The organism is Actinomadura sp. NPDC047616 (assembly GCF_040642915.1).
GTDB lineage: Bacteria > Actinomycetota > Actinomycetes > Streptosporangiales > Streptosporangiaceae > Spirillospora > Spirillospora miaoliensis.
Genome location: NZ_JBEYTB010000016.1, coordinates 19,700 through 39,990, shown reverse-complemented (window position 1 = coordinate 39,990; position 20,291 = coordinate 19,700). Strand labels below are relative to the sequence as shown.

19 protein-coding genes are annotated in these 20,291 nt (G+C 74.3%); 18 read left to right on the top strand and 1 reads right to left on the bottom strand.

Translation table 11 applies throughout. The features are described from left to right. Positions 1 to 47: 47 nt before the first annotated feature. The 17 genes from ABZ801_RS31590 to ABZ801_RS31510 all read left to right on the top strand — a co-directional run bounded on the left by ABZ801_RS31590 (position 48) and on the right by ABZ801_RS31510 (position 17,779). Positions 48 to 1,208: a tetratricopeptide repeat protein gene (locus ABZ801_RS31590; protein WP_344943970.1), complete on the top strand. Its 1,161-nt coding sequence runs from the start codon at positions 48 to 50 to the stop codon at positions 1,206 to 1,208. Positions 1,209 to 1,433: 225 nt separating this feature from the next. Continuing rightward, positions 1,434 to 2,279, top strand: coding sequence for an SMI1/KNR4 family protein (locus tag ABZ801_RS31585; RefSeq protein ID WP_360704815.1), 846 nt, complete (start codon positions 1,434 to 1,436; stop codon positions 2,277 to 2,279). Positions 2,280 to 2,686: 407 nt separating this feature from the next. Further along, entirely contained in the window at positions 2,687 to 4,141 is a 1,455-nt protein-coding gene (locus ABZ801_RS31580) for a M28 family peptidase (protein WP_360704812.1), read from the top strand. A 109-nt stretch (positions 4,142 to 4,250) separates the two neighbouring features. After that, on the top strand, positions 4,251 to 4,880 hold the full coding sequence (locus tag ABZ801_RS31575) for a helix-turn-helix domain-containing protein (protein WP_344943961.1): 630 nt from the start codon (positions 4,251 to 4,253) through the stop codon (positions 4,878 to 4,880). Positions 4,881 to 4,935: 55 nt separating this feature from the next. Next, positions 4,936 to 5,898, top strand: a complete 963-nt coding sequence (locus tag ABZ801_RS31570) for an NADP-dependent oxidoreductase (protein WP_360704809.1) — start codon at positions 4,936 to 4,938, stop codon at positions 5,896 to 5,898. Further along, complete coding sequence (locus ABZ801_RS31565; protein WP_360704806.1) at positions 5,895 to 6,578, top strand: alpha/beta fold hydrolase; 684 nt, start codon at positions 5,895 to 5,897, stop codon at positions 6,576 to 6,578. The genes ABZ801_RS31570 and ABZ801_RS31565 overlap by 4 nt, the downstream gene beginning before the upstream one ends. A gap of 137 nt (positions 6,579 to 6,715) precedes the next feature. Then, a complete protein-coding gene (locus ABZ801_RS31560; RefSeq protein ID WP_360704803.1) occupies positions 6,716 to 7,525 on the top strand; it encodes a GntR family transcriptional regulator in 810 nt (269 codons plus the stop codon). Positions 7,526 to 7,627: 102 nt separating this feature from the next. Beyond that, positions 7,628 to 8,185 (top strand): glucose-6-phosphate isomerase family protein, encoded by a 558-nt coding sequence (locus tag ABZ801_RS31555; RefSeq protein ID WP_344943949.1) that lies wholly within the window; start codon positions 7,628 to 7,630, stop codon positions 8,183 to 8,185. 97 nt (positions 8,186 to 8,282) lie between these two features. Further along, entirely contained in the window at positions 8,283 to 9,323 is a 1,041-nt protein-coding gene (locus tag ABZ801_RS31550) for an ABC transporter substrate-binding protein (protein WP_344943946.1), read from the top strand. Next, positions 9,320 to 10,921, top strand: coding sequence for a sugar ABC transporter ATP-binding protein (locus tag ABZ801_RS31545; RefSeq protein WP_360704800.1), 1,602 nt, complete (start codon positions 9,320 to 9,322; stop codon positions 10,919 to 10,921). The genes ABZ801_RS31550 and ABZ801_RS31545 overlap by 4 nt, the downstream gene beginning before the upstream one ends. After that, on the top strand, positions 10,918 to 12,039 hold the full coding sequence (locus ABZ801_RS31540) for an ABC transporter permease (RefSeq protein WP_360704797.1): 1,122 nt from the start codon (positions 10,918 to 10,920) through the stop codon (positions 12,037 to 12,039). The genes ABZ801_RS31545 and ABZ801_RS31540 overlap by 4 nt, the downstream gene beginning before the upstream one ends. After that, the gene (xylB, locus tag ABZ801_RS31535) at positions 12,036 to 13,526 is read left to right on the top strand and encodes a xylulokinase (protein WP_360704794.1); all 1,491 of its coding nucleotides are present in this window, start codon (positions 12,036 to 12,038) and stop codon (positions 13,524 to 13,526) included. The genes ABZ801_RS31540 and xylB overlap by 4 nt, the downstream gene beginning before the upstream one ends. Continuing rightward, entirely contained in the window at positions 13,523 to 14,491 is a 969-nt protein-coding gene (locus ABZ801_RS31530) for an NAD(P)-dependent oxidoreductase (protein WP_344943936.1), read from the top strand. Before xylB ends, ABZ801_RS31530 begins: the two co-directional genes overlap by 4 nt. 39 nt (positions 14,492 to 14,530) lie before the next feature. Next, complete coding sequence (locus ABZ801_RS31525) at positions 14,531 to 15,160, top strand: bifunctional 4-hydroxy-2-oxoglutarate aldolase/2-dehydro-3-deoxy-phosphogluconate aldolase (RefSeq protein ID WP_360704791.1); 630 nt, start codon at positions 14,531 to 14,533, stop codon at positions 15,158 to 15,160. Further along, positions 15,157 to 16,095, top strand: coding sequence for a hypothetical protein (locus ABZ801_RS31520; RefSeq protein WP_360704788.1), 939 nt, complete (start codon positions 15,157 to 15,159; stop codon positions 16,093 to 16,095). The genes ABZ801_RS31525 and ABZ801_RS31520 overlap by 4 nt, the downstream gene beginning before the upstream one ends. Then, positions 16,092 to 17,024, top strand: coding sequence for a hypothetical protein (locus tag ABZ801_RS31515; protein ID WP_360704786.1), 933 nt, complete (start codon positions 16,092 to 16,094; stop codon positions 17,022 to 17,024). The genes ABZ801_RS31520 and ABZ801_RS31515 overlap by 4 nt, the downstream gene beginning before the upstream one ends. Beyond that, positions 17,021 to 17,779 carry an HAD family phosphatase gene (locus ABZ801_RS31510; protein WP_360704783.1) on the top strand — a complete coding sequence of 253 codons (759 nt, stop codon included), beginning with the start codon at positions 17,021 to 17,023 and terminating at the stop codon, positions 17,777 to 17,779. The genes ABZ801_RS31515 and ABZ801_RS31510 overlap by 4 nt, the downstream gene beginning before the upstream one ends. A 16-nt stretch (positions 17,780 to 17,795) precedes the next feature. Here the strand turns inward: ABZ801_RS31510 and ABZ801_RS31505 are convergent, their stop codons facing one another. Continuing rightward, entirely contained in the window at positions 17,796 to 18,791 is a 996-nt protein-coding gene (locus ABZ801_RS31505; protein ID WP_344943921.1) for a LacI family DNA-binding transcriptional regulator, read from the bottom strand. Between the two features lie 414 nt (positions 18,792 to 19,205). Between ABZ801_RS31505 and ABZ801_RS31500 the strand changes: the two genes are divergently transcribed. Beyond that, positions 19,206 to 20,150 carry a glycoside hydrolase family 16 protein gene (locus ABZ801_RS31500; protein WP_360704780.1) on the top strand — a complete coding sequence of 315 codons (945 nt, stop codon included), beginning with the start codon at positions 19,206 to 19,208 and terminating at the stop codon, positions 20,148 to 20,150. Positions 20,151 to 20,291 lie beyond the last annotated feature (141 nt).

Here is a 20,291-nt window from a genome sequence, read left to right as displayed (position 1 = left end):
TGTCGTCCCGGCTCCGGCGGGCGGCGGCTCGATAGGCTGAGCACCCTATGAGCGACACCTCGGCCCCGCCCCCCGGTGACACCCCGGAGCACCTGTGCGAGGAGGCCCGGCGGCTCGCCGAGGACGGCGAGCTCGACCGCGCCGCCGACCTGTTCGAGCAGGTCCTGGCGCTCGGCGACACCCCCGTCCGCGCCCGTGCCGCGCTCGGCCTGGCCGTCGTGCTCGACGACGCCGGAGACGTGGCCGGCGCCCGCGAGGCCGACCGTGCCGCCATCGCCACCGGCGACCCCGAGTACGGGCCGCGCGCCGCCTACCACCTGGCGCTCACCCACGAACGCGCCGGGGAGTACGAGCTGGCCGGGCCCGCCTGGCAGGTCGTCGTCGACTTCGGCAACCCCGCCTACCTGCCCCCGGCGCACGTGGCGCTGGCGCGGCTGGCCGACGACGCGGGCGACTTCGACACCGCCCGCGAACGCTGGGAGCGGGCCATCGCCACCGGCGACGCCGAGTACGGCCCGCTGGCCGCCCACGACCTGGCGCAGCGGCTGCTGGAACGCGGCGAGCCCGCCCGCGCCCAGCGCGTCCTGACCGCGGGCCTGCGCCTGGTCGACCGCGACACCGCGCCGCACGCCTACGCACGGCTGGCGGTGGCGCTCGGCATCGCCTACCTCGACCAGGCCATCGGCGCGTTCACCGCCGCCCTCGGCGACGGCGAGGACGCCACCGTCGACGCCGAGGCCGGGCCGCTGGCGATAGAGCTGCTCGCCCGTACCCTGCCGCTGCGCGGGCGCGGGGCCGAGAGCCGGGAGGTGTGGCGGCGCGGCCTGGCCGACCCGGGCGTCGCCGCGCAGGTCCGGGCCCGGCTGCGCCGCGACTTCGGCGGCGACGACGAGGACGCCGACCCCGAGAACCTGTGGTGGGAGCCGGTGCTGGAGCAGGCGGTCTCGGACGGCACGCTGCCCGCCGTGGCCGGTGAGGCGTTCGGCGCCCTCGACCACATGTACGCGCTGCTGGCCGTCCGGTACGCCGACGAGCCGGCCGAGCAGCGGCCCGGCGAGACCCACGAGCTGATCGGCAAGGCCGTCCGCGTGCCCAGCGACTACGCCTGGGGCCCGCTGCTGCACGAGAGCTTCGCCGAACGCCTCCGCCTGGCCATGGGCACCCCCGCCTCCCTGCTCCCCCCAGGCTGGCCCGACGCCACGGTATGACCCCGGCCCAAGGAGCGGGGGTGTGGAACACCGGTCTCCCCGACGGCTGACCTGGGACTGCCGGAACGCCAAGACGCCGCGGCACAAGCGGTACGCCGCCGGTGCGGCGCCGGCGACGGAAACGGCTCCCGGCGCGGGCAGGACGTCTCGTGATCGTGGCGATCCGTCCCCGACGAGCGGCGGCCACCGGCATGGCCGGCCGTCGATCGGCTTCGGCGGAACGGTTTGTCGGCGGGCCGTTCTAGGTTCGGGGGCGGACTCGACGGAAGGGGCGGGAATGCGCGACGAGGGCGTACCAGTGGTGGAGCGGGTCGTTCGGCGGGTGGCGGACTCGGCGCCGGAAGGCTGGTCACGGGCGACGTTCTCGGGGCGGGCGGGCCGATTGAGCAGCAGCTGCAGCCTCACCTACGACATGCCCGGGGGGGCAGACCCGGTCGGCGAAGGCGTTCGGCGTGGCCGAGGGGGTGCTGGACGAACTGTGGGCGTCCGCCGAGCAGGCGCAGGGGTGGGAGCGCCGTCGTCCTGGACGCCCATCCGGTCGAGACCGTCCGGCGGTGCAGCGGGCATGACGGGTGGATTCCGTTCGCGCACGACGGAGGCGGCCACTATCTCGCGGTGGACATGAGCCCGGCGGCGAAGGGCCGTGCGGGCCAGGTGATCCGGATCGGCCGCGACTACGAGCGAGGCCCCGCCTACGAGGCCGATTCGGTGACCGCGCTGCTGGGCCGCTACCTGCGCCTGCTCGACGAAGGAGAGTACGACGTCGACGAGGAGGACGGCTGGCTGGAGCTGGGGATCGAGCGCGCCCCCGAACCGCCGACCTCCGGCGTCCTGGAGAGCCTGCCGGACGCGACGGCATTGGAACCCTCGTGGCAGGAACTCACCGTCAACGACGCGCGCCGAACCGACCTGGCCGTCCTGCGCGCCGCCCCACGGCTGCGCGCACTGGCGTTGAACCGTGTGACGGCCGCCGACCTGGGGCCGCTGCGCGACCTGCCGCTGGAGGATGCCGCGCTCGGCCTCGACGTCAGCACGGCCTGGCGCCGCACCGGAAGGTCCACCACTACCTGACGAATCGGCGTCCTGCCAGTGCGATCCCGGCAACGTGCACAACACACGCCGCGAACACTCGGCACCGAATCCCACGCGGCGCGCCCACAGGTACCTCGCCCGCCAGTTCACGTAATGGCCGGCCGGGCTCCGCCCCGGCGGATTTCTTCTGGTGCTCGATAGGCGTCATGCCTTCTGTGGCGACGCGGAATCCGGAGGCTGTTCCGCTCTTGCGTGGCCATGGGGAAAGCGGTACAAAGCGGACGAGGTTGCGATCTGTCGGGGCGGATGACACCTCCGGGGAAAATTCACCGCGCTAGGGAGACGTCGATGGACTTCGATCCGCAGGTTCCGCACCGGCGCAGGGGCGTGATCGCCGACCGGCGGGCGCATCGCGGCCGTCACCAGTCGGGACGGCAGGTGATCCGATGACCGCGGCTTTTCCCGCCCTGCTCTGCGCGGTGGTCGCCGGGGTCGGCGCCGTGGCGCCGGCCGGCCATTCGTCCCGGCTGGCGGAACAGCTGGAACGCTCCGTCTCGGGCGAAGCGGCCTTCGTCCACCTGCGGGCCTGGCAGCACGCCGCCGACATCGGCGGCGGCACGAGGGCGACCGGCAGCCCCGGCTTCGACGCGTCCGCCCGGTACCTGGTCGAGCGTCTGCGGGGGGCCGGGTACCGGGTCGTCCGCCAACCGGTGCCGTACCAGGACCATCGCGTGGACGCCGAACGCGCCGTGACGTCCCCGGACGACGCGGCGGTACGGGTGCTGATGTGGCGCTGGTCGCCGTCGACGCCGCCCGGCGGGATCGACGCTCCGCTCGTCGCGCCGCCCGTCGACTCCAGCGTGGGATGCGAACGCGAGGACTACGACGCGACTCCGGCGGACGGAGCGGTGGTCGTGATGCCCCGCTCGTCGTGCGGTTTCGTGACGCAGGTGCGTGTCGCCGCGGAGGCCGGGGCCCGCGCCGTGCTGATGTACATGCCGACCGCGCGGCCGGACAACATCTACCGGAACCACGTGTTCGACCCCGCCTCGGTGCCCCTGCCGATCGCCTCGGTGACGCAGCGATGGGCGGAGACGGTCGCGGAGCGCACCCGCCGCTCGCCGGTCCGCATCCGGCTCGACCTGCGCGGCCACCGGATCACCGGCGTGACCGAGAACATCCTGGCCGAGACGGGCGGCGGGCGGGACGACCGGGTCGTCATGGCGGGCGCCCACCTCGACAGCGTGGGTGAGACGGCCGGCATCAACGACAACGCCACCGCCGCGGCCGCCCTGCTGGAGACGGCGCTGCGGCTCGCGCCCCAGCAGCACGCCGTCCGCAACAAGGTCCGGTTCGCCTGGTGGGGCGCCGAAGAACTGCTGGACGTCGGGTCCGAGCACTACGTCGCGGGCCTCACCGCCGAGCAGCGGCGCGCCATCGCGCTGTACCTGAACTACGAGCTGATCGCCGGACCCAACTTCGGCCGGTTCATCATCGACGGGGACGACAGCGACAACCCGAACACGGGCAGCGGGCCGGGGCCGGCCGGTTCCGGGGCCGTCGAACGGGTGCTCACCGGGTACTACAGCAGCCGCGGGCTCGCCTTCCAGCCCCAGGACATCGCCGGCATCGGCTCGGACCACCTGTCGTTCCGGGACGTGGGCATCCCCATCGGCGGCCTGGACGGCGGCACGTACCAGACCAAGACCGCCGAGCAGGCCGCCCTGTTCGGAGGACGAGCCGGCGACATGTTCGATCCCTGCTACCACCAGCCCTGCGACACCGTGCGGAACGTTCACCGCGCCGAACTCGACCGCAACGCGCGCGCCATGGCGTGGGCGATCGGGCGGTTCGCCGTCGACGTCGACGACGTGCTCGCCGAGCGCGACGGCTCCTCCTGACCCCGACGCGAACGGCGCGGCTGTTCGCGAGACGAGCGGCGGTCGTGCTCGGGCGCTTGAGGGGAGTGGTCGGTAGGGTCGCTTGCGAGGTCCAGTTCGGGGAGGGATTGTGGGCGCCAGGGCCGGTGTGCGGCGGACTCAGGAGGAGCGGACCAGGGCCACGACGGCGGCCCTGGTGGCCGCCGCCCGGGAGCTGTTCGTGGACGGGGGGTTCGCGGCGACGTCGCTCGGAGCCATCTGCGAGCGGGCCGGGGTGACCCGGGGCGCGTTCTACCACCACTTCAGCAACAAGGAGCAGATCTTCCGCGAGGTGTACGCGGAGGAGCAGCGCCGGCTGGCGGTCGTGGTGCGGAGGGCGTTCTCCGCCGAGGCCGATGCGTGGGAGGGCATCCTGGCGGGCTGCGCGGCCATGCTGGAGGCCACCCTCGAACCCGGGGTGCGGCGGATCACGCTGGTGGAGGCGCCCGCGGCGCTGGGCTGGACGGACATGCGCGACATCCAGGCCGGGTGCAAGGAGCAGTTGCGGAGGGGGCTGGGAATCGCGGTCGAGGCCGGGTGCATTCCCGAGCGGCCGCTGGAGGCGCTGACGTCGCTGCTGTACGGCGGCATCTGCGAGGCCGCCCTCGACATCGCGCGCGCGGACGACCAGAAGGCCATGGCCGACGACACGTTGCGCCAGCTCAGGCTCATGTTGGCCGGGGTGGCGGGCCGTGTCGACGGGTGCCTGCACCGAGACTGACTCGCCGAGGCCCGGCCCTGGGCCGCCTCAGGACATTGACATACATGCTGTATGTATGTTTGTGTTCCTGATCGTGACGACGATGCTGGCGATACGGCAGGCGGAGTGGGATGGCGACATGGAGCCGGCGCGGGTGGACCGGCCCGAGCCGGTATTCGGGGAGGTGCTGGTCAGGGTCGCGGCGGCGGGAGTCAACCCGGTCGACGTGTACACGCGGCGGGGGCTGGCCTACAACCGGGTCCTGGAGCTGCCCTTCGTGAACGGATGGGACGTGGCCGGGGTGGTCGAGGAGGCCGGTTACGGGGCGACCCGCTTCGAGGTCGGCGATCGGGTGTTCGGGATGCCGTGGTTTCCGCGTGCGGCGGGGGCGTACGCGGAGTACGTCACGGCGCCCGCACGGCATTTCGCGCGGATGCCGGACGAGATCGGCTTCGCCGAGGCGGCCGCGTTGCCGCTGGCGGGACTGACGGCCTGGCAGATGCTCACCGAGGTGGCGGACGTGGCGGCGGGGCAACGGGTCGTCGTCGTGGGAGCGGCCGGGGGAGTGGGGCACCTGGCCGTTCAGATCGCGAAGGCGCGGGGCGCCCATGTGATCGGCAGCGCGAGCGAGGAGAAACGCGCGTTCGTCCGCGGGCTCGGGGCGGACGAGATCGTCGGCCACGACGAGGTGCCGGGGATCGACGGCGCCGACGTGGTCATTCAGATGTTCGGGGGAGAGGCGGGGCTGACGGCGCTCGAATGCCTGCGGCCCGGCGGGATCCTGGTCAGCGGGCAGGCGGCCTGGACGCCGGGACTGTACGAGCGCGCCGCCGAACTCGGCGTGAGGGCGCGCGGCTACCTGGTCGATCCCGACGGGGCGGGCCTGGAGGCGCTGGCCGGTCTGGTGCGCGCGGGATCCCTGAAAGTGCATGTCGACCGGACGTTCCCGCTGGAGGACGCGGCGGAGGCGCATCGTCTGGTCGCCCGAGGGCGCACGACGGGCAAGGTCGTGCTGATGGTCGAGGAGGAGCTGCGATGACGACGTACGTACTGGTGCACGGTGCCTGGCATGGCGGCTGGTGCTGGCGGGACGTGGCGGCGCGGTTGCGGGCGGCGGGCCACGAGGTGTTCACGCCGACGCTGACCGGGCTCGGGGAGCGCGCCCATCTGTGCAGCCCCGAGATCGGGCTGCAGACGCATGTGGAGGACGTCCTCAAGACCCTCTGGTACGAGGACGCGCGGGACGTGGTGCTCGTCGGGCACAGCTATGCCGGACTGGTCGTCCGGGAGGCGGCCGACCGGATGCCGGAACGCGTGCGGCGGCTCGTCATGGTGGACGCGTGGGCGGCACGCGACGGCGAGTCGCTGGACGACCGCGCGCCCCGGTTCTTCCGCGACTGGGTCGACTCGGTGACCGTGAACGGATTGGTGCCCCTCACGTCCGCGTCGACCGCCGGTGTCACCGATCCCGCCCAGGTCGCGTGGGTGGAACCGCGGCTGACCCCCCAGCCCCGGCGGACGTTCTCCGACAAGACCCGCCTGACGGGGGCGGTCGACGCGATCGCGTGCCGCGCGGTGGTGTGCACCCCCGCCGGCCCGATGCCCTTCCCGCAGCTGCCCCGGGAGTTCGGTTGGGACGCCACCGAACTGGACGTCGGGCACGACGCCATGGTGACCGCACCGAAGGAACTGGCCGGCGTCCTCCTGGAGGACGCGTGAAGGTCGGCCTCGGCATCCCCTGCAGAGCGCGCACGCCGTCGCCACCGTCGACCGCATCGCCGGCGGCGGGCCGGCGGCGCCCCGGCGGGTCGCCCGGCTCCGATCCGCGAGGTGACCGCCTGTCATCCTGACATGACATGCGTGCGATACTGGGCGCCATGCTAGGGGGCCGCATCGATCGCCGTTCGCCGTTGCCGTACTACGCGCAGCTCAAGCAGTTGCTGGTCGAGCGGCTGGAAACCGAGATCGAGCCGGGGGGCAGGCTCCCGGGCGAGATGACGCTGTGCGAGGAGTACGGCGTGTCCCGGACGGTGGTCCGGCAGGCCCTGGACGAGCTGGAGGCCGACGGACGGATCGTCCGCCGCAAGGGGCAGGGGACGTTCGCCGCCGCCCGCAAGACCGACGAGGCGCTGTTCCAGTCGCTGACCGGGCTGTACGAGGACGTCCAGGCGCGCGGTGAGGTGCTGCGCAGCCGGGTGCTGGCGTTCGCCCCGATCCCCGCGCCCGCCGAGGTCGCCGCCGCGCTGGAACTGGACGAGGGCGACCCGGTGATCCACCTGGAGCGGCTGCGGTACGTCGGCGGGGAGCCGTGGGTGCTGACCCGCACCTACCTCCCCGCCGACATCGCCCCGGGCCTGCTCGAGGAGGACTTCGCCGAGCAGTCGCTGTACGGCGTACTGGAGGGCCGGTACGGCGTGGAGCTGGACCACGGGCGGCGATTCGTCGAGGCCGTGCCCGCGTCTCCGGCCGTCGCCGAGGCGCTGGGGCTGCGTCCGCGCGATCCCGTCCTGCTCCTGCACAGCACCGCGTGGGACGTGACGGGACGTCCCGTGGAGTTCTTCGTCGCCTACCACCGCGGCGACCGCAGCCGGTTCCAGGTGAGCCTGCGGCGGCACCGCGAGCGTCAGGGCGCCGTGCCCAGCATGCTCGTGCACGACGATCACTGACCCCTCTCCGAGACCCCGCCCAGGGTCTCACCTGGGCCTTTCGCTTGACATCCTGTCATTACAGGACGACAGTATCCCCTACCGATTCGAAGGAGGTCGTCCTTGTCGTCGTTCGTCACCCCGCCCGTCCCCCCGATGCGGATCACCTTCGACGCCCGGATGGAGCCGTCCGGCCCGGTGCTGACCCGCCGCATGTCGGACCTGCGCGGGCTGTTCGCCGACACCGCCGCCTGGGAGGCGAGCCTGGCCGAGGACCCGGTGGTGTACGAGGTCGCCTCGTCGCCGGTGCCCGAGGCCGAGGGCGAGCTGCCGCAGTCGATCACCACCATCCACCCCGGGAAGGTCGGCGGCGAGTTCCACATGACCAAGGGGCACATCCACCCGCGGCCGCGCGGCGAGATCTACCTCGGGCTCTCCGGCGTCGGCGGGCTGCTGCTGTTCGACGGCGACAAGCCGGAGTGGATCCCGATGGAGCCGGGTTCCATCGGCTACATCCCCCCGGGCTGGGCGCACCGCAGCGTCAACACCGGCGACGAGCCGTACCGCTTCCTGGCCGTCTACCCCGGTGACGCGGGCCACGACTACGAGTGGGTGCTGCGCAACGGCATGGGCTACCGCGTCCTGGGCGGAGCCGACGGCCCGGACCTGCGCCCGTTCTGACCTGATCCATCCGGGGCCGCGCGAACACAGCCCCCGCCGTCCGGGCCGGGCCACGCGCCGCCCGGCCCCGTCCCCATCCCACCCCTGAGGAGCGTAAATGGCGCGCATCCGCTATGTGTCCCCCGGTGTCGCCGCCGCGATCGCCGTCGTCGCGATCGGCGCGGGCGTCACCACGGGGAAGGTCGCCTTCGGCGGCGAGGACGCCGGGCCGGGTTCCGGGACCAGCGCCGTGGCCGGAACCAAGATCGACGTCATCACCAAGGCGACCGACTCGGAGTTCTGGCAGTCGATGCTGGCCGGAGCCAAGAAGGCCGGGCAGGACCACGGCATCCGGCTCGGCCTGTTCGGGCCGACGTCCGAGACCGACATCGACGGCCAGGTCAAGCTGGTGGAGAACTCCATCTCCCGCGGCGCCGACGCGATCGTCCTGGCCTCCAACTCCTCCACCGCGCTGAACGGCGTGGTGGAGCGGGCCCGCAAGCAGGGCATCAAGGTGATCACCGTGGACAACGCGATCACCGCCGCCAACGACGGGTTCATCGGCACCGACAACATCAAGGCCGGGCAGCAGGCCGGCGAGCGCATGTGCGAGCTGATCAAGCAGAAGGGCGCGCCCGACGGCAAGATCGTGCACGAGAGCTCGGTGTCGGGGCAGCAGGTGCTGGTCGACCGGTTCACCGGCTTCAAGGAGGGGCTGGCCAAGGACTGCCCCAAGGCCGAGGTCGTGCAGACCCTCGTCAACGACAACGACCTCAACAAGGCCGTCGGGCAGGTCGGCAACGTGCTGACCAGCCGACCGGACGTGGTCGGCGTGTTCGCCGACAACAACACCTCCGGCACCGGCGCCGCCCGCGCCATCAAGGAGAAGAACGCCGCGGGCCGCGTGGTGTCGGTCGCGTTCGACTCCGACCCGGCCGAGGTGGACGGCGTGCGCGCGGGCACGCTCAGCGCGATCGTCGTGCAGAACCCGTTCTTCTTCGGCTACCAGGGCGTCGTCGAGGCCGGGATGGCGGTGCGCGGCAGCACCCCGCCGGTCAACCTCGACCCGGGCGCCGTGCTCATCGACAAGTCCATGGTCGACAAGCCCGAGTTCGCCCAGCTGCTCAACCCGCCGAAGGCCAAGGGGGACGGGCAGTGAGCGAGCCCGGCGGCGGCACCGCACCGGTGCTGAGCCTGCGCGGGGTGAGCAAGAGCTACGGGCCCGTCCGCGCGCTGTCCGGCGTGCACCTGGACCTGCACCCCGGCACCGTGCACTGCCTGGCCGGGGAGAACGGTGCCGGCAAGTCCACGCTCATCAAGATCCTCACCGGTGCGGTGCAGCGGGACGCGGGCGACTACGTCATCCAGGGCCGCGACATGCGCCGCGGCATCACCCCCGCCGAGGCGCGCACCGCCGGCGTCGGCGTCGTCTACCAGGAACTGAGCCTGCTCAACGACCTCACGGTCGCCGACAACCTGTGCATGGGGACGTTCCCGTCGCGCGCCGGGTTCGTCGACCGGCGCCGCCAGCGCGACGCCGCCCGGGCCATGCTGGAGCGCGTCGGCCTGGCCGACCTCGACCTGTCCCGCACGGTCGGGGAGCTGCCCACCGCCACCCGCCAGCTCGTGGAGATCGCGCGGGTGCTGTCGCGGGACGCCAAGGTCGTCATCTTCGACGAGCCCACCACCGCGCTGTCCGCCGAGGAGGGGCACGCGCTGCTGGAACGGGTCAAGGCGCTGCGGGACGAGGGCGTCGCCGTCCTGTACGTCACGCACCGCATGGAGGAGATGTTCGCCATCGGCGACACCGTGACGGTGCTGCGCGACGACACCCACGTGGTCACCCGGCCGATGTCCGACTTCGACGAGGACTCGCTGATCGCGGCGATGGTCGGCCGCACGATCACCAACCTGTACCCGGGGCCGCGCGAGGACGCCCGGCGCGAGGGGGAGGCCCGGCTGGAGGTGCGCGGGCTGCGTCCCGTGGACTTCCCCGAGCCGGTGGACCTGTCGGTGCGCGCGGGCGAGATCGTCGGCCTGGCCGGGCTGCTCGGCTCGGGCCGCAGCGAACTGCTGCGCGCGGTGTTCGGCGCCGACCCGGTCACCGAGGGGCGGGTGCTGCTGGACGGCCGGCCCGTGCCCCGCGGGTCCACGCGCAAGGCGGCCCGGCGCGGCATCGGCCTGCTCACCGAGGACCGCAAGGAGTCCGGGCTGCTGCCCGAGCTGAGCATCGAGGAGAACATCGCGATCGCCAGCTGGCGCACCGCCGGGGTGCGCGGCCTGGTGTACGGGCCGCGCGTGCGGCGGCACGTCGAGCAGGCCGTCGACGGGCTGCGGCTGCGGTTCGGCGACTGGGGCGACCCGGTGTCCTCCCTGTCGGGCGGCAACCAGCAGAAGGTGCTGATCGCCCGCTGGCGGGCGCTGGGCGCCAGGGTCCTGCTGCTGGACGAGCCCACCAAGGGCGTGGACGTCGGCGCCAAGGCCGACATCTACCGCATCGTCGCCGACCTGGCCGCCGCCGGCCTGGCCATCGTGGTCGTCTCGTCCTACCTGCCCGAGCTGCTGGGCCTGTGCGACCGCGTGGTGGTCGTCCGCGAACGCCGCCTGGTCGCCGACCTGCCCGCCGCCGAGGCCACCGAGGAGAAGGTGCTGGCGCTGGCCAGCCCGCGCGGAGCCGACCGCGTCGCGGCTCCGCCGTCCGCCCCATCCGCCGCGGCACGGCAGCGGCACGACGTCAGAACTGTGGAGTCCTCATGACCGATGTCACCACGGCGCCCCGGCAGGGACGCGGCCGCGGCGCCGCCCGCCGCGAGCCCGACGACAGCGAGATCCTGCGGCTGGGGCAGCTGTTCAACAAGGGGTTCGGCGGCATCGGGATGCTGCTGGTCCTGGGCTTCGCGCTGAGCCTGTCCACCGACGTGTTCCTCACCGGGACCAACATGGACAACCTCGGCCGCCAGGTGTCCATCTACGCCATCCTCGCCGTGGCGCAGCTGCTGGTCATCCTCACCGCGGGCATCGACCTGTCGGTCGGGTCGGTGGTCGGCCTGTCCGGCGTGGTGGCCGCCAAGGCGGTGTTCGACACCACCGGCGGCGCGCACGTGCTGTGGGCCGTGCTGCTGGCCCTGGCCGTCGGCGCGCTCGCCGGAATGATCAACGGTGTGCTGGTGGCGGTGGTGCGGCTGCCCCCGTTCATCGTCACGCTCGGCATGATGGGCATCGCGCGCGGCGCGACCCTGCTGCTCACCGGCGGACGCACCGTCCAGCCGCTGCCGGACGGCTTCTCCGAGCTCGCCGGCGGCACCGTGTTCGGGATCGCCAACCTGACCTGGCTGATGCTGATCATCACGGTGATCGTGGGGCTGTTCCTGCGCCGCACCGTCTGGGGCCGGTACGTGTACGCGATCGGGTCCAACGCCGAGTCCGCCCGGCTCACCGGCGTGCCGGTGCGCGCCGTGCAGATCACCGCCTACACGCTGTGCGGCACGCTGGCGGCGCTGGCCGGGCTGCTGCTGGCGTCCCGGCTGGGCAACGGCGTGCCGACCGCCGGCACCGGGTACGAACTGCAGGCCATCGCGGCCTGCGTCATCGGCGGGGCCAGCCTGTTCGGGGCGCGCGGCACGGCGCTGGGCGCGCTGGTCGGCGCGCTGGTGGTCGGCCTGCTGGACAACGGCGGCACGCTGCTCGGCATCGACCCGTTCTGGCTGCAGATCCTGACCGGCGTGCTGATCCTGGCCGCCGTCGCCGCCGAGCACCTGCGCAACCTGCGCGGCCCCCGCTCGCGCGACGCCGGCGCCTCCGGGACCGGCGACGCGGCGCGGGAGCCCGCCGAGGACGGCGACCGGGAGGCCGCGGGCGCGGGGAGGCAGACATGATCATCGCGCACGACCTCGGCACCACCGGCGACAAGGCGTCGCTGCACCACGACGACGGCCGCCTCGTGGCCGCCGCCACCGTCCGGTACGGCACCCGGTTCGCCGCGGGCGGCGTGGCCGAGCAGGACCCGGCCGACTGGGAACGGGCGGTCGCCACCGCCACCCGCCGGCTGCTGGCCGACACCGGCACCGACCCGGCCGCGGTGCGCGCCGTGTCGTTCAGCGGCCAGATGATGGGCGCGGTGCTGCTGGACGCGGCGTACCGCCCGGTGCGCCCCGCGCTGATCTGGGCCGACCACCGCAGCTCCGCCCAGGCGGCGCGGCTGGCCGCCGAGATCGGCGCCGAGACCGCCTACCGGCTGCTGGGCCACCAGATCCACCCCACCTACTCGCTGACGAAGATCCTGTGGGTGCGCGAGCACGAGCCGGAGACGTTCGCCCGGGTCGCGCACGTGTGCCTGGCCAAGGACTACGTCGTCCAGCGGCTGACCGGACGGCTGGTCACCGACCCGTCCGACGCGTCCAGCACCAACGCCTACGACCAGCGGGCGGGCCGCTGGTCGGAGCGGATGCTGGGCGCCGCCGGGCTCGACCCCGCGCTGTTCCCGGAGATCGTCCCGGCGACGACCGTGGTGGGAGAGCTGTCGGCCGCGTCCGCCGAGGCGGTCGGGCTGCGGCCCGGCACCCCGGTGGTGCTCGGCGGCGGCGACGGGCCGCTGGCGGCGCTCGGCGCGGGCGTCATCGGTCCCGAGGACGGCGCCTACACCTACCTCGGGTCGTCGTCGTGGGTGTCGCTGTCGGCGGCCGAGCCGCTGCTCGACCCGGCGATGCGGACGATGACGTTCGACCACGTGGTGCCCGGCCGGTACGTGCCGACCGCCACCATGCAGACCGGCGGCGCCTCGCTGGAGTGGGTCGCCGACCTGCTGCGCCCGGACCGCGGCGAGGGCAGGTTCGACGACCTGACCCGCGCCGCCGCCGACGCCGACACCACCGGGCTGTACTTCCTGCCGCACCTGCTCGGGGAGCGTTCGCCGTACTGGAACGCCTCGGCGCGGGGCGTGTTCCTCGGCCTGGCCCGCCACCACGGCCAGGCGGAGATGACGCGGGCCGTGCTGGAGGGCGTGGCGTTCAACCTCCACACGTGCGTGCAGGCGTTCCGCGAGGCCGGCCACCCGGTGGACCGGGTGGACGCCATCGGCGGCGGCGCGTCCAGCGACCTGTGGCTGCAGATCCTCGCCGACACCTGGGGCGCCACCGTGCGGCGGCGCCGCATCGGCGAGGAGGCCAACAGCCTGGGCGCCGCCGTCACCGCGGCGGTCGGCGTCGGGCTGGTGCCCGGCTTCGAGGTGGCGCGGGACCTGTCGGAGATCACCGCCGAGTTCACGCCCGACCCGGCGCGGCACGCCGAGTACCAGCGCCGCCACGCCTCCTTCCTCGACGCCTACCAGCGGCTCGAATCGTGGTTCGAACGGGAGAACGGATGAACGGCACCGTCCTGGTCACGTCCCGGTCCTTCGGCCGGGGACGGGCGGACTGCGAGCGGCGGCTGGCCGCCGCCGGCCTGCGCGTGGTGCGCGGCTCCACGGAGCACGACCTGGACGCGCTGCGTCCCGTCCTGGCGGACGCGGCCGCCTGGATCGCCGGGACCGCGCCGATCACCGACGAGCACCTGGCGGCGGCCCCCGGGCTGCGCGTCGTCGCCCGCTACGGCGTCGGCGTCGACAACGTGGACCTGCGGGCCGCCGCCGCCCGCGGCGTCACCGTCACCAACACGCCGGGCGCCAACAGCGAGGCCGTCGCCGACCTGGCCGTGGCGCTGCTGCTGGCGGCGTTGCGCGGCGTCGTCGCCGGCGACCGGGACGTGCGCGGCGGCGACTGGCGCACGCGGCGCGGCCGGGAACTGGGCGCGCTGACCGTCGGCGTGGTCGGGCTCGGCCGCATCGGACGCGGCGTCGCCCGGCGCGTGCACGGCTTCGGCGCCGATGTCCTGGCCTACGACCCGTTCGTGTCCCCGGACGGAGCGGACGGCGTGCGCCCGGCCGGAAGCGTCGCCGAGCTGGCCGAACGATGCGACGCGGTGTCCCTGCACGCGCCCGGCGGGACCACGCTCGTCGACGCCGCGTGGCTGGCGCGGGTCCGCCCCGGCGCGGTGCTGGTGAACACCGCCCGCGCCGACCTGGTGGACGAGGCCGCCGTTGCCGAGGCCCTGCGCGACGGGCGCCTGGCCGCCTACGCCGCCGACACCCTGGCGGGCGAGGGACGGCACGGCGACTCCCGGGCGGGCGGCCCGCTGCTGGCGCCCGACCTGGCCGACCGCGTGGTCGTCACCCCGCACATCGGCGCCCAGACCGTCGAGGCCGTCGACCGCATGGGCCAGGGCGCCACCGACGCCGTCCTCGACGCGCTCGCCGGACGCACCCCCGCCCACGTGGTGCCCGTCCCCGCCTGACCCCCCGTACCCAACCCCCGCCACCCCGGAAAGGAAAGCATGTCCATCGACGATCTCCGCGCGACCGGTGTGATCGCCGTGCTGCGCGCGCCCACTCCCGACTCGGCGCTGGAATGCGTGTCGGCGCTGGTGGAGGGCGGCATCACCGGCATCGAGATCACCTACAGCACGCCGGACGCGGCCGCGGTGATCGACAAGGCGCGGCGCGCCCACCCCGAGGCGCTCGTCGGCGCCGGGACGGTCCGCACCGCCGAGCAGGCCCGCGCGGCCGCCGACGCCGGCGCGCGGTTCCTCGTCAGCCCCGGCACGGACGACGACCTCGCCCGCGCCATGCTCGACACCGGCCTGACGACCCTGCTGGGCGCTCTCACGCCCAGCGAGCTGATGCGCGCCGTCGCGCTCGGCGCCCACGCGGTGAAGATCTTCCCGGCCTCGCTGGGCGGCCCCGGCTACCTCAGGGCGCTGCGCGGACCGTTCCCGGACGTGCCGCTCATGCCGACCGGCGGCGTCGCCGCCGGCAACGTGGCCGACTGGCTCGCCGCCGGCGCGCTGGCCGTGGGCGCCGGGGGAGAGCTGGCCCCCTCGTCCGCGATCGCCTCCGGCGACCGGGCCGAGATCATCAAGCGGGCGCGCGCGTTCGCCGCCGCCCTCCGGGAGGCCCGGGCATGACGGCGCCGAGCGAGGACGCGCCGTCCCGCGCGGACGGGCCCGTCATGGAGTTCGTCGGCGTCAGCACCGGCCAGTCGTCGATCATGCGGGTGTTCCCGGCGTGGGCACGGGTGCTCGACCTGGACGGCGCGCGCCTGGTCGGCCGGGACATCGCGCTGGACGACGACCCCGCCCGCTACCGGGAGGCCGTCACCGCCATCCGCGACGACCCGCGCCGCCGCGGCGCCCTGGTCACCACCCACAAGATCGCCTTGTACCGGGCCGCCGCCGACCTGTTCGACGAGGTCGACGAGTTCGCCGCGCTGTGCGGCGAGATCTCCTCGATCTCCAAGCGCGACGGGCGGCTGATCGGGCACGCCAAGGACCCGATCACCGCCGGGCTCGCCCTGGAGGAGTTCCTGGCGCCGGACCACTTCGCGCGGACGGGCGGGCACGTGCTGCTGCTCGGCGCGGGCGGGGCGGGCACCGCCATCGCCTGGTACCTGGCGCACCGCGCCGACGCCCCCGCCGAGATCGTCTGCACCGACGTGGACGCCGGGCGGCTGGACGCGCTGCGCGACGTCGTGTCCGCCGGCGGCGGCTCCCGCCTGGTGACCCGCCGCGCCGAGGGCCCCGCCGACGACCTGCTGGCCGCCATGCCGCCGGGCAGCCTGGTCGTCAACGCCACCGGCCTGGGCAAGGACCGGCCCGGCTCGCCGCTCGGCCCGGACGCCGCCTTCCCCCGCGGAGCCGTGGTGTGGGAGCTGAACTACCGCGGCGAGCTGGACTTCCTGCGGGCCGCGCGCGAGCAGAGCGAACGCGCCGGGCTGCGGGTCGAGGACGGCTGGCGGTACTTCGTGCACGGCTGGTCGCAGGTCGTCGCCGAGGTGTTCGACGTGACGCTGACCCCGGCGCTGGTGGACGAGCTGTCCCGCGTCGCCGCGGAGGCGCGGTGATCAGGACCGCGCTGGGCGACATCGCCGCCGCAGACCTCGGCCGCACCGACTACCACGAGCACCTGTTCCAGATCAGCCCGCTGCTGCCGGGCGACGAGCTCGACGACGAGGAGCGCAGCGGCCGGGAGGCGGCGCGGCTGCGCGCCGCCGGGATCGACGCGATGGTCGACGCGACACCGGCCGGCCTCGGCCGCGACGCCGAGGCGGTCGCGCGGATCTCCCGCTCGACCGGGCTGCGCGTCGTGCTCACCACCGGTGCGCACCGCCGCGCGCACTACCGCGACGACCATCCGCTGCTGGGCATGGACGCCGCGACGCTCGGCCGGCTGTTCACCGCCGAACTGACCGAGGGCGTCCGCGACGACGCCGCGTTGACGACGCCGCGTCCGCACGCGCCCAAGGCCGGGCTGCTCAAGGCCGGCATCGGCTACTGGTCGATCGGGGAGTTCGAACGGCGTGTGCTGGAGGGGGTGGCGCAGGCGCACCGCGCCACCGGCGCCCCGGTGATGGTGCACCTGGAGCACGGCAGCGCGGCGTTCGAGGTGCTCGGCGAACTCGCCGACGGCGGCGTGCCCGCGCACCGCGTCGTCCTCGCCCACGTCGACCGCAACCCCGACCCCGGCCTGCACGCCGAACTGGCCGCCGCGGGCGCGTACCTCGGCTACGACGGCATGGCGCGGCACAAGTCCTGGCCCGACTCGACGATCCTGGACTGCCTGCTGCGCACCGCCGAACTCGGCGGCGCCGACCGGCTCCTGCTCGGCGGCGACGTCGCCCGCCGCACCCGCTACCTCGCCTACGGCGGCATGCCCGGCCTGGAGTACCTGCCCGCCCGCTTCGTGCCGCGCCTGGAACGCGCCGCGGGGCCCGACCTCGTCCGGCGCGTCCTGGTGGACAACCCGGCCCGGCTCCTGGAGTGGACGCCATGACCGCGCTGAACGACCCCGGGCTGGACGAACCCCGGCCGAGCGATTCCGGGCTGGACGATCCCGGGCTGGACGACCGGGAGCCGAAGGGCCCGGGGCCGGACGGGCACGCGTTCGCCGGGATCGCGTTCGACTGCGACGGCGTGCTCGCCGACACCGACGAGCCGTGGGCCGACGCCGAACGCGCCGTCGTCGAACGCCACGGCGGGCGCATGACCGACGCGCTGCGCGACGCCACCCACGGCCTCGGCCTCGCCGCGACCGTGGAACTGCTGGCCACCGTCATGCCCGGGCCCGTCGACCACGCGGCCCTGCGCGAGGAGCTGCTGCGCGAGGCGGCGGCGCGCGTCGCCCGCGCGCCCGCCGCCCTGCCCGGCGCCGTCGAGACGGTCGCGGAACTGGCGCGGCACTGGCCGGTCGCGGTCGTGTCCAACTCGCCCGCCGAGGTGCTGCGCCCGCTGCTGGCGTCCATCGGCGTCCTGGACCTGGTGCGCACGACGGTCGCCGCCGACCAGGTCGCCGAGCCCAAACCCGCCCCCCACCCCTACCTGGAGGCGGCGCGCCGCCTCGGCCTCCCGCCCGCGCGGATGCTCGCCGTGGAGGACTCGCCGACCGGCGTGGCCGCCGCGCGCGCGGCGGGCTGCCCGGTCACCGGCATCGCCGCGCCCGGCCGTCCGCACCTGGCCGACGCCGACCGCGTGCTGCCGGACCTGCCGGCGCTGCGCCGCTGGCTGCTCGGCCCCCCGGCGCCGCGGTGACGCGCCCGCGGACCGGTCAGGTGGAGTCGCGGACGACCAGCTCGGTGGGCAGGATCAGCGGCTCGGCGTCGCGCTCGTCCTCCGGCGCCAGCAGCCTGCGCACCACCGCCCTGGCGACCTCGGCGACCGGCTGACGCACGGTCGTCAGCGGCGGGTCGGTGAAGCGGGCCGCCTCGATGTCGTCGAACCCGACCACGGCGACGTCGTCGGGGACGCGGCGGCCCGCCTGGCGCAGCGCGTGCATGGCGCCGATCGCCATGAGGTCGCTGGCGGCGAACACCGCGTCCAGGCCCGGGTCGTCCTCCAGCAGCTGCCGCATGGCCGCCGCCCCGGACTCGCGGGTGAAGTCGCCGATGGCGGCCAGCGAGCGGCGGTCGGTGCCCGACAGGATCTCCCGGTAGCCGGTCATGCGGTCCAGCGCGGCGCTCATGTCGGGCGGACCGGTGATGGCGGCGATGCGGCGCCGCCCCCGCTCCAGCAGGTGGAGCACGGCCGACCGCGCTCCGCCGACGTTGTCGCAGTCGCAGTACGGCAGCGGCACCGTGGCGATGGGACGGCCGTGCGACACCACCGGCACGTCGGTGCGCGCCAGCGCGGCGGGCAGCGGGTCCGAGCCGTGCATGGACAGCAGGATCACCCCGTCGACGTGCCCGCCGGCGACGTAGCGCTCGACGCGGGCGTGCCCGGCGGGGGAGGACGCGGGCAGCAGCACGACCTGCTTGTCGGCGCCCTCCAGCTCCTGGCTGACGGCCCGCGCGACGACCGCGAAGAACGGGTCGTCGGAGAACACGCGCGCGGGCGGTTCGGAGACCACCAGCCCGATCGAGCCGGTCCGCCGCGTCACCAGGCTGCGCGCGGCGGGATTGGGCACGTACCCGAGCTGGTCGATCGCCCGCAGCACGGCGGCGCGGATCTCCGGCGTGACCGTGGCCGACCCGTTGACCACCCGCGACACCGTGGCGCGGGACACGCCCGCCCGCGCCGCCACCGCCTCAAGCGTCGGCCGTCTCATGCCGTGCCCCCGCCCATGCCGCCCTCCCCGGGGGGACGGACGCGGCCCATCCCGCACCGAACCGGCCCCCACGGCGCCAGCGTAGTGGCCGGGTGCGCGCCCGTCCGTCGGCGGCGGTCCGGGCCGCCGGAAAACGATGATGAGAGGGGAGGCGGCCCGGACCGCCGAGGCGCTGAGAGCGCTCTCTTGAGCCTCCTGGGCTCCCCTCGCTCATGTCAAGCGCCGCCATGAAAAGGGTCTCTCAAGTCGCACAACGCCGAATGCGTACAGATGCCGGGCGCCGAAGAGACCTTGGGAAGCGCTCTCATTGGGCCTTGACAGCGCCCGCGGGCGGGGTGACATTGGCCGCGGATCCGGCAGGCGGCGCACCACTCGCGGCGCCGCCCGTCAGCCTCAGCGAAAGGTCCCCCCGCCATGTCCTTTCCACCCCCGCCGAGGCGTCCGCGCCGCCGCTTCACGGCCGCGCTCGCCGTCATCACCGCTCTCGCCTTCGCCGTCGCCCCGCTTCCCGCGCAGGCGTCCGTCCCCCCGCCGCCGGCGGGATGGAGCCTGGTCTGGAGCGACGACTTCGACGGCCCGGCCGGTGCGCCTCCCTCGTCCGCCAACTGGCTCATCAGCACCGGACACGGCTACCCCGGCGGCCCCGCCAACTGGGGCACCGGCGAGGTGCAGCGCTACACCGCCGATCCCGCCAACGTCGGCCTGGACGGCTCCGGGCGACTGCGCATCACCGCGCTGCGGTCGTCCTCGGGCGAATGGACCTCGTCCCGCATCGAGACCCGCCGCACCGACTTCAAGCCCGCCGAGGGGCGGGTGCTGCGGATCGAGGGCCGCATCCGCATGCCGGACGTGTCCGGTGTGCAGGCCCTGGGCTACTGGCCAGCGTTCTGGGCGCTGGGCTCCCCGTACCGGGGCAACTACTGGAACTGGCCGTCGATCGGCGAGTTCGACATCATGGAGAACGTCAACGGCATCGACTCGGTGTGGGGCGTGCTGCACTGCGGCACCAATCCCGGTGGTCCCTGCAACGAGACCAACGGCATCGGTGCCAGCCGCGCCTGCCCCGGCAGTCCCTGCCAGGCGGGCATGCACACCTACCGCTTCGAGTGGGACCGCACCGTCACCCCCGAGCAACTGCGCTGGTACGTCGACGGCCAGCAGTTCCACACCGTCACCGAGAGCCGGGTCGGCGCGGACGCCTGGGCGGCCATGACCGGCCACGGCGGCTACTTCCTGCTGCTCAACCTGGCGATGGGCGGCGCGTTCCCCAACGGGGTCGCCGGGCGCGCCACACCCACCGCCGACACCGTCTCCGGCCGGTCGATGCTCGTCGACTACGTCGCCGTCTGGCAACGCTGAGATCACGTTCCCCGGGCCGCCGCGCGTCGTCACGTCGCGGCGGCCCGAGGCATGCCAGTGTCAGCCTGTGACAATTCTCATATAAAACGACGCTTCCTTTTATTTCCCCGGCGCGACACCCTTGGTTCGGGCGGCCTTCAC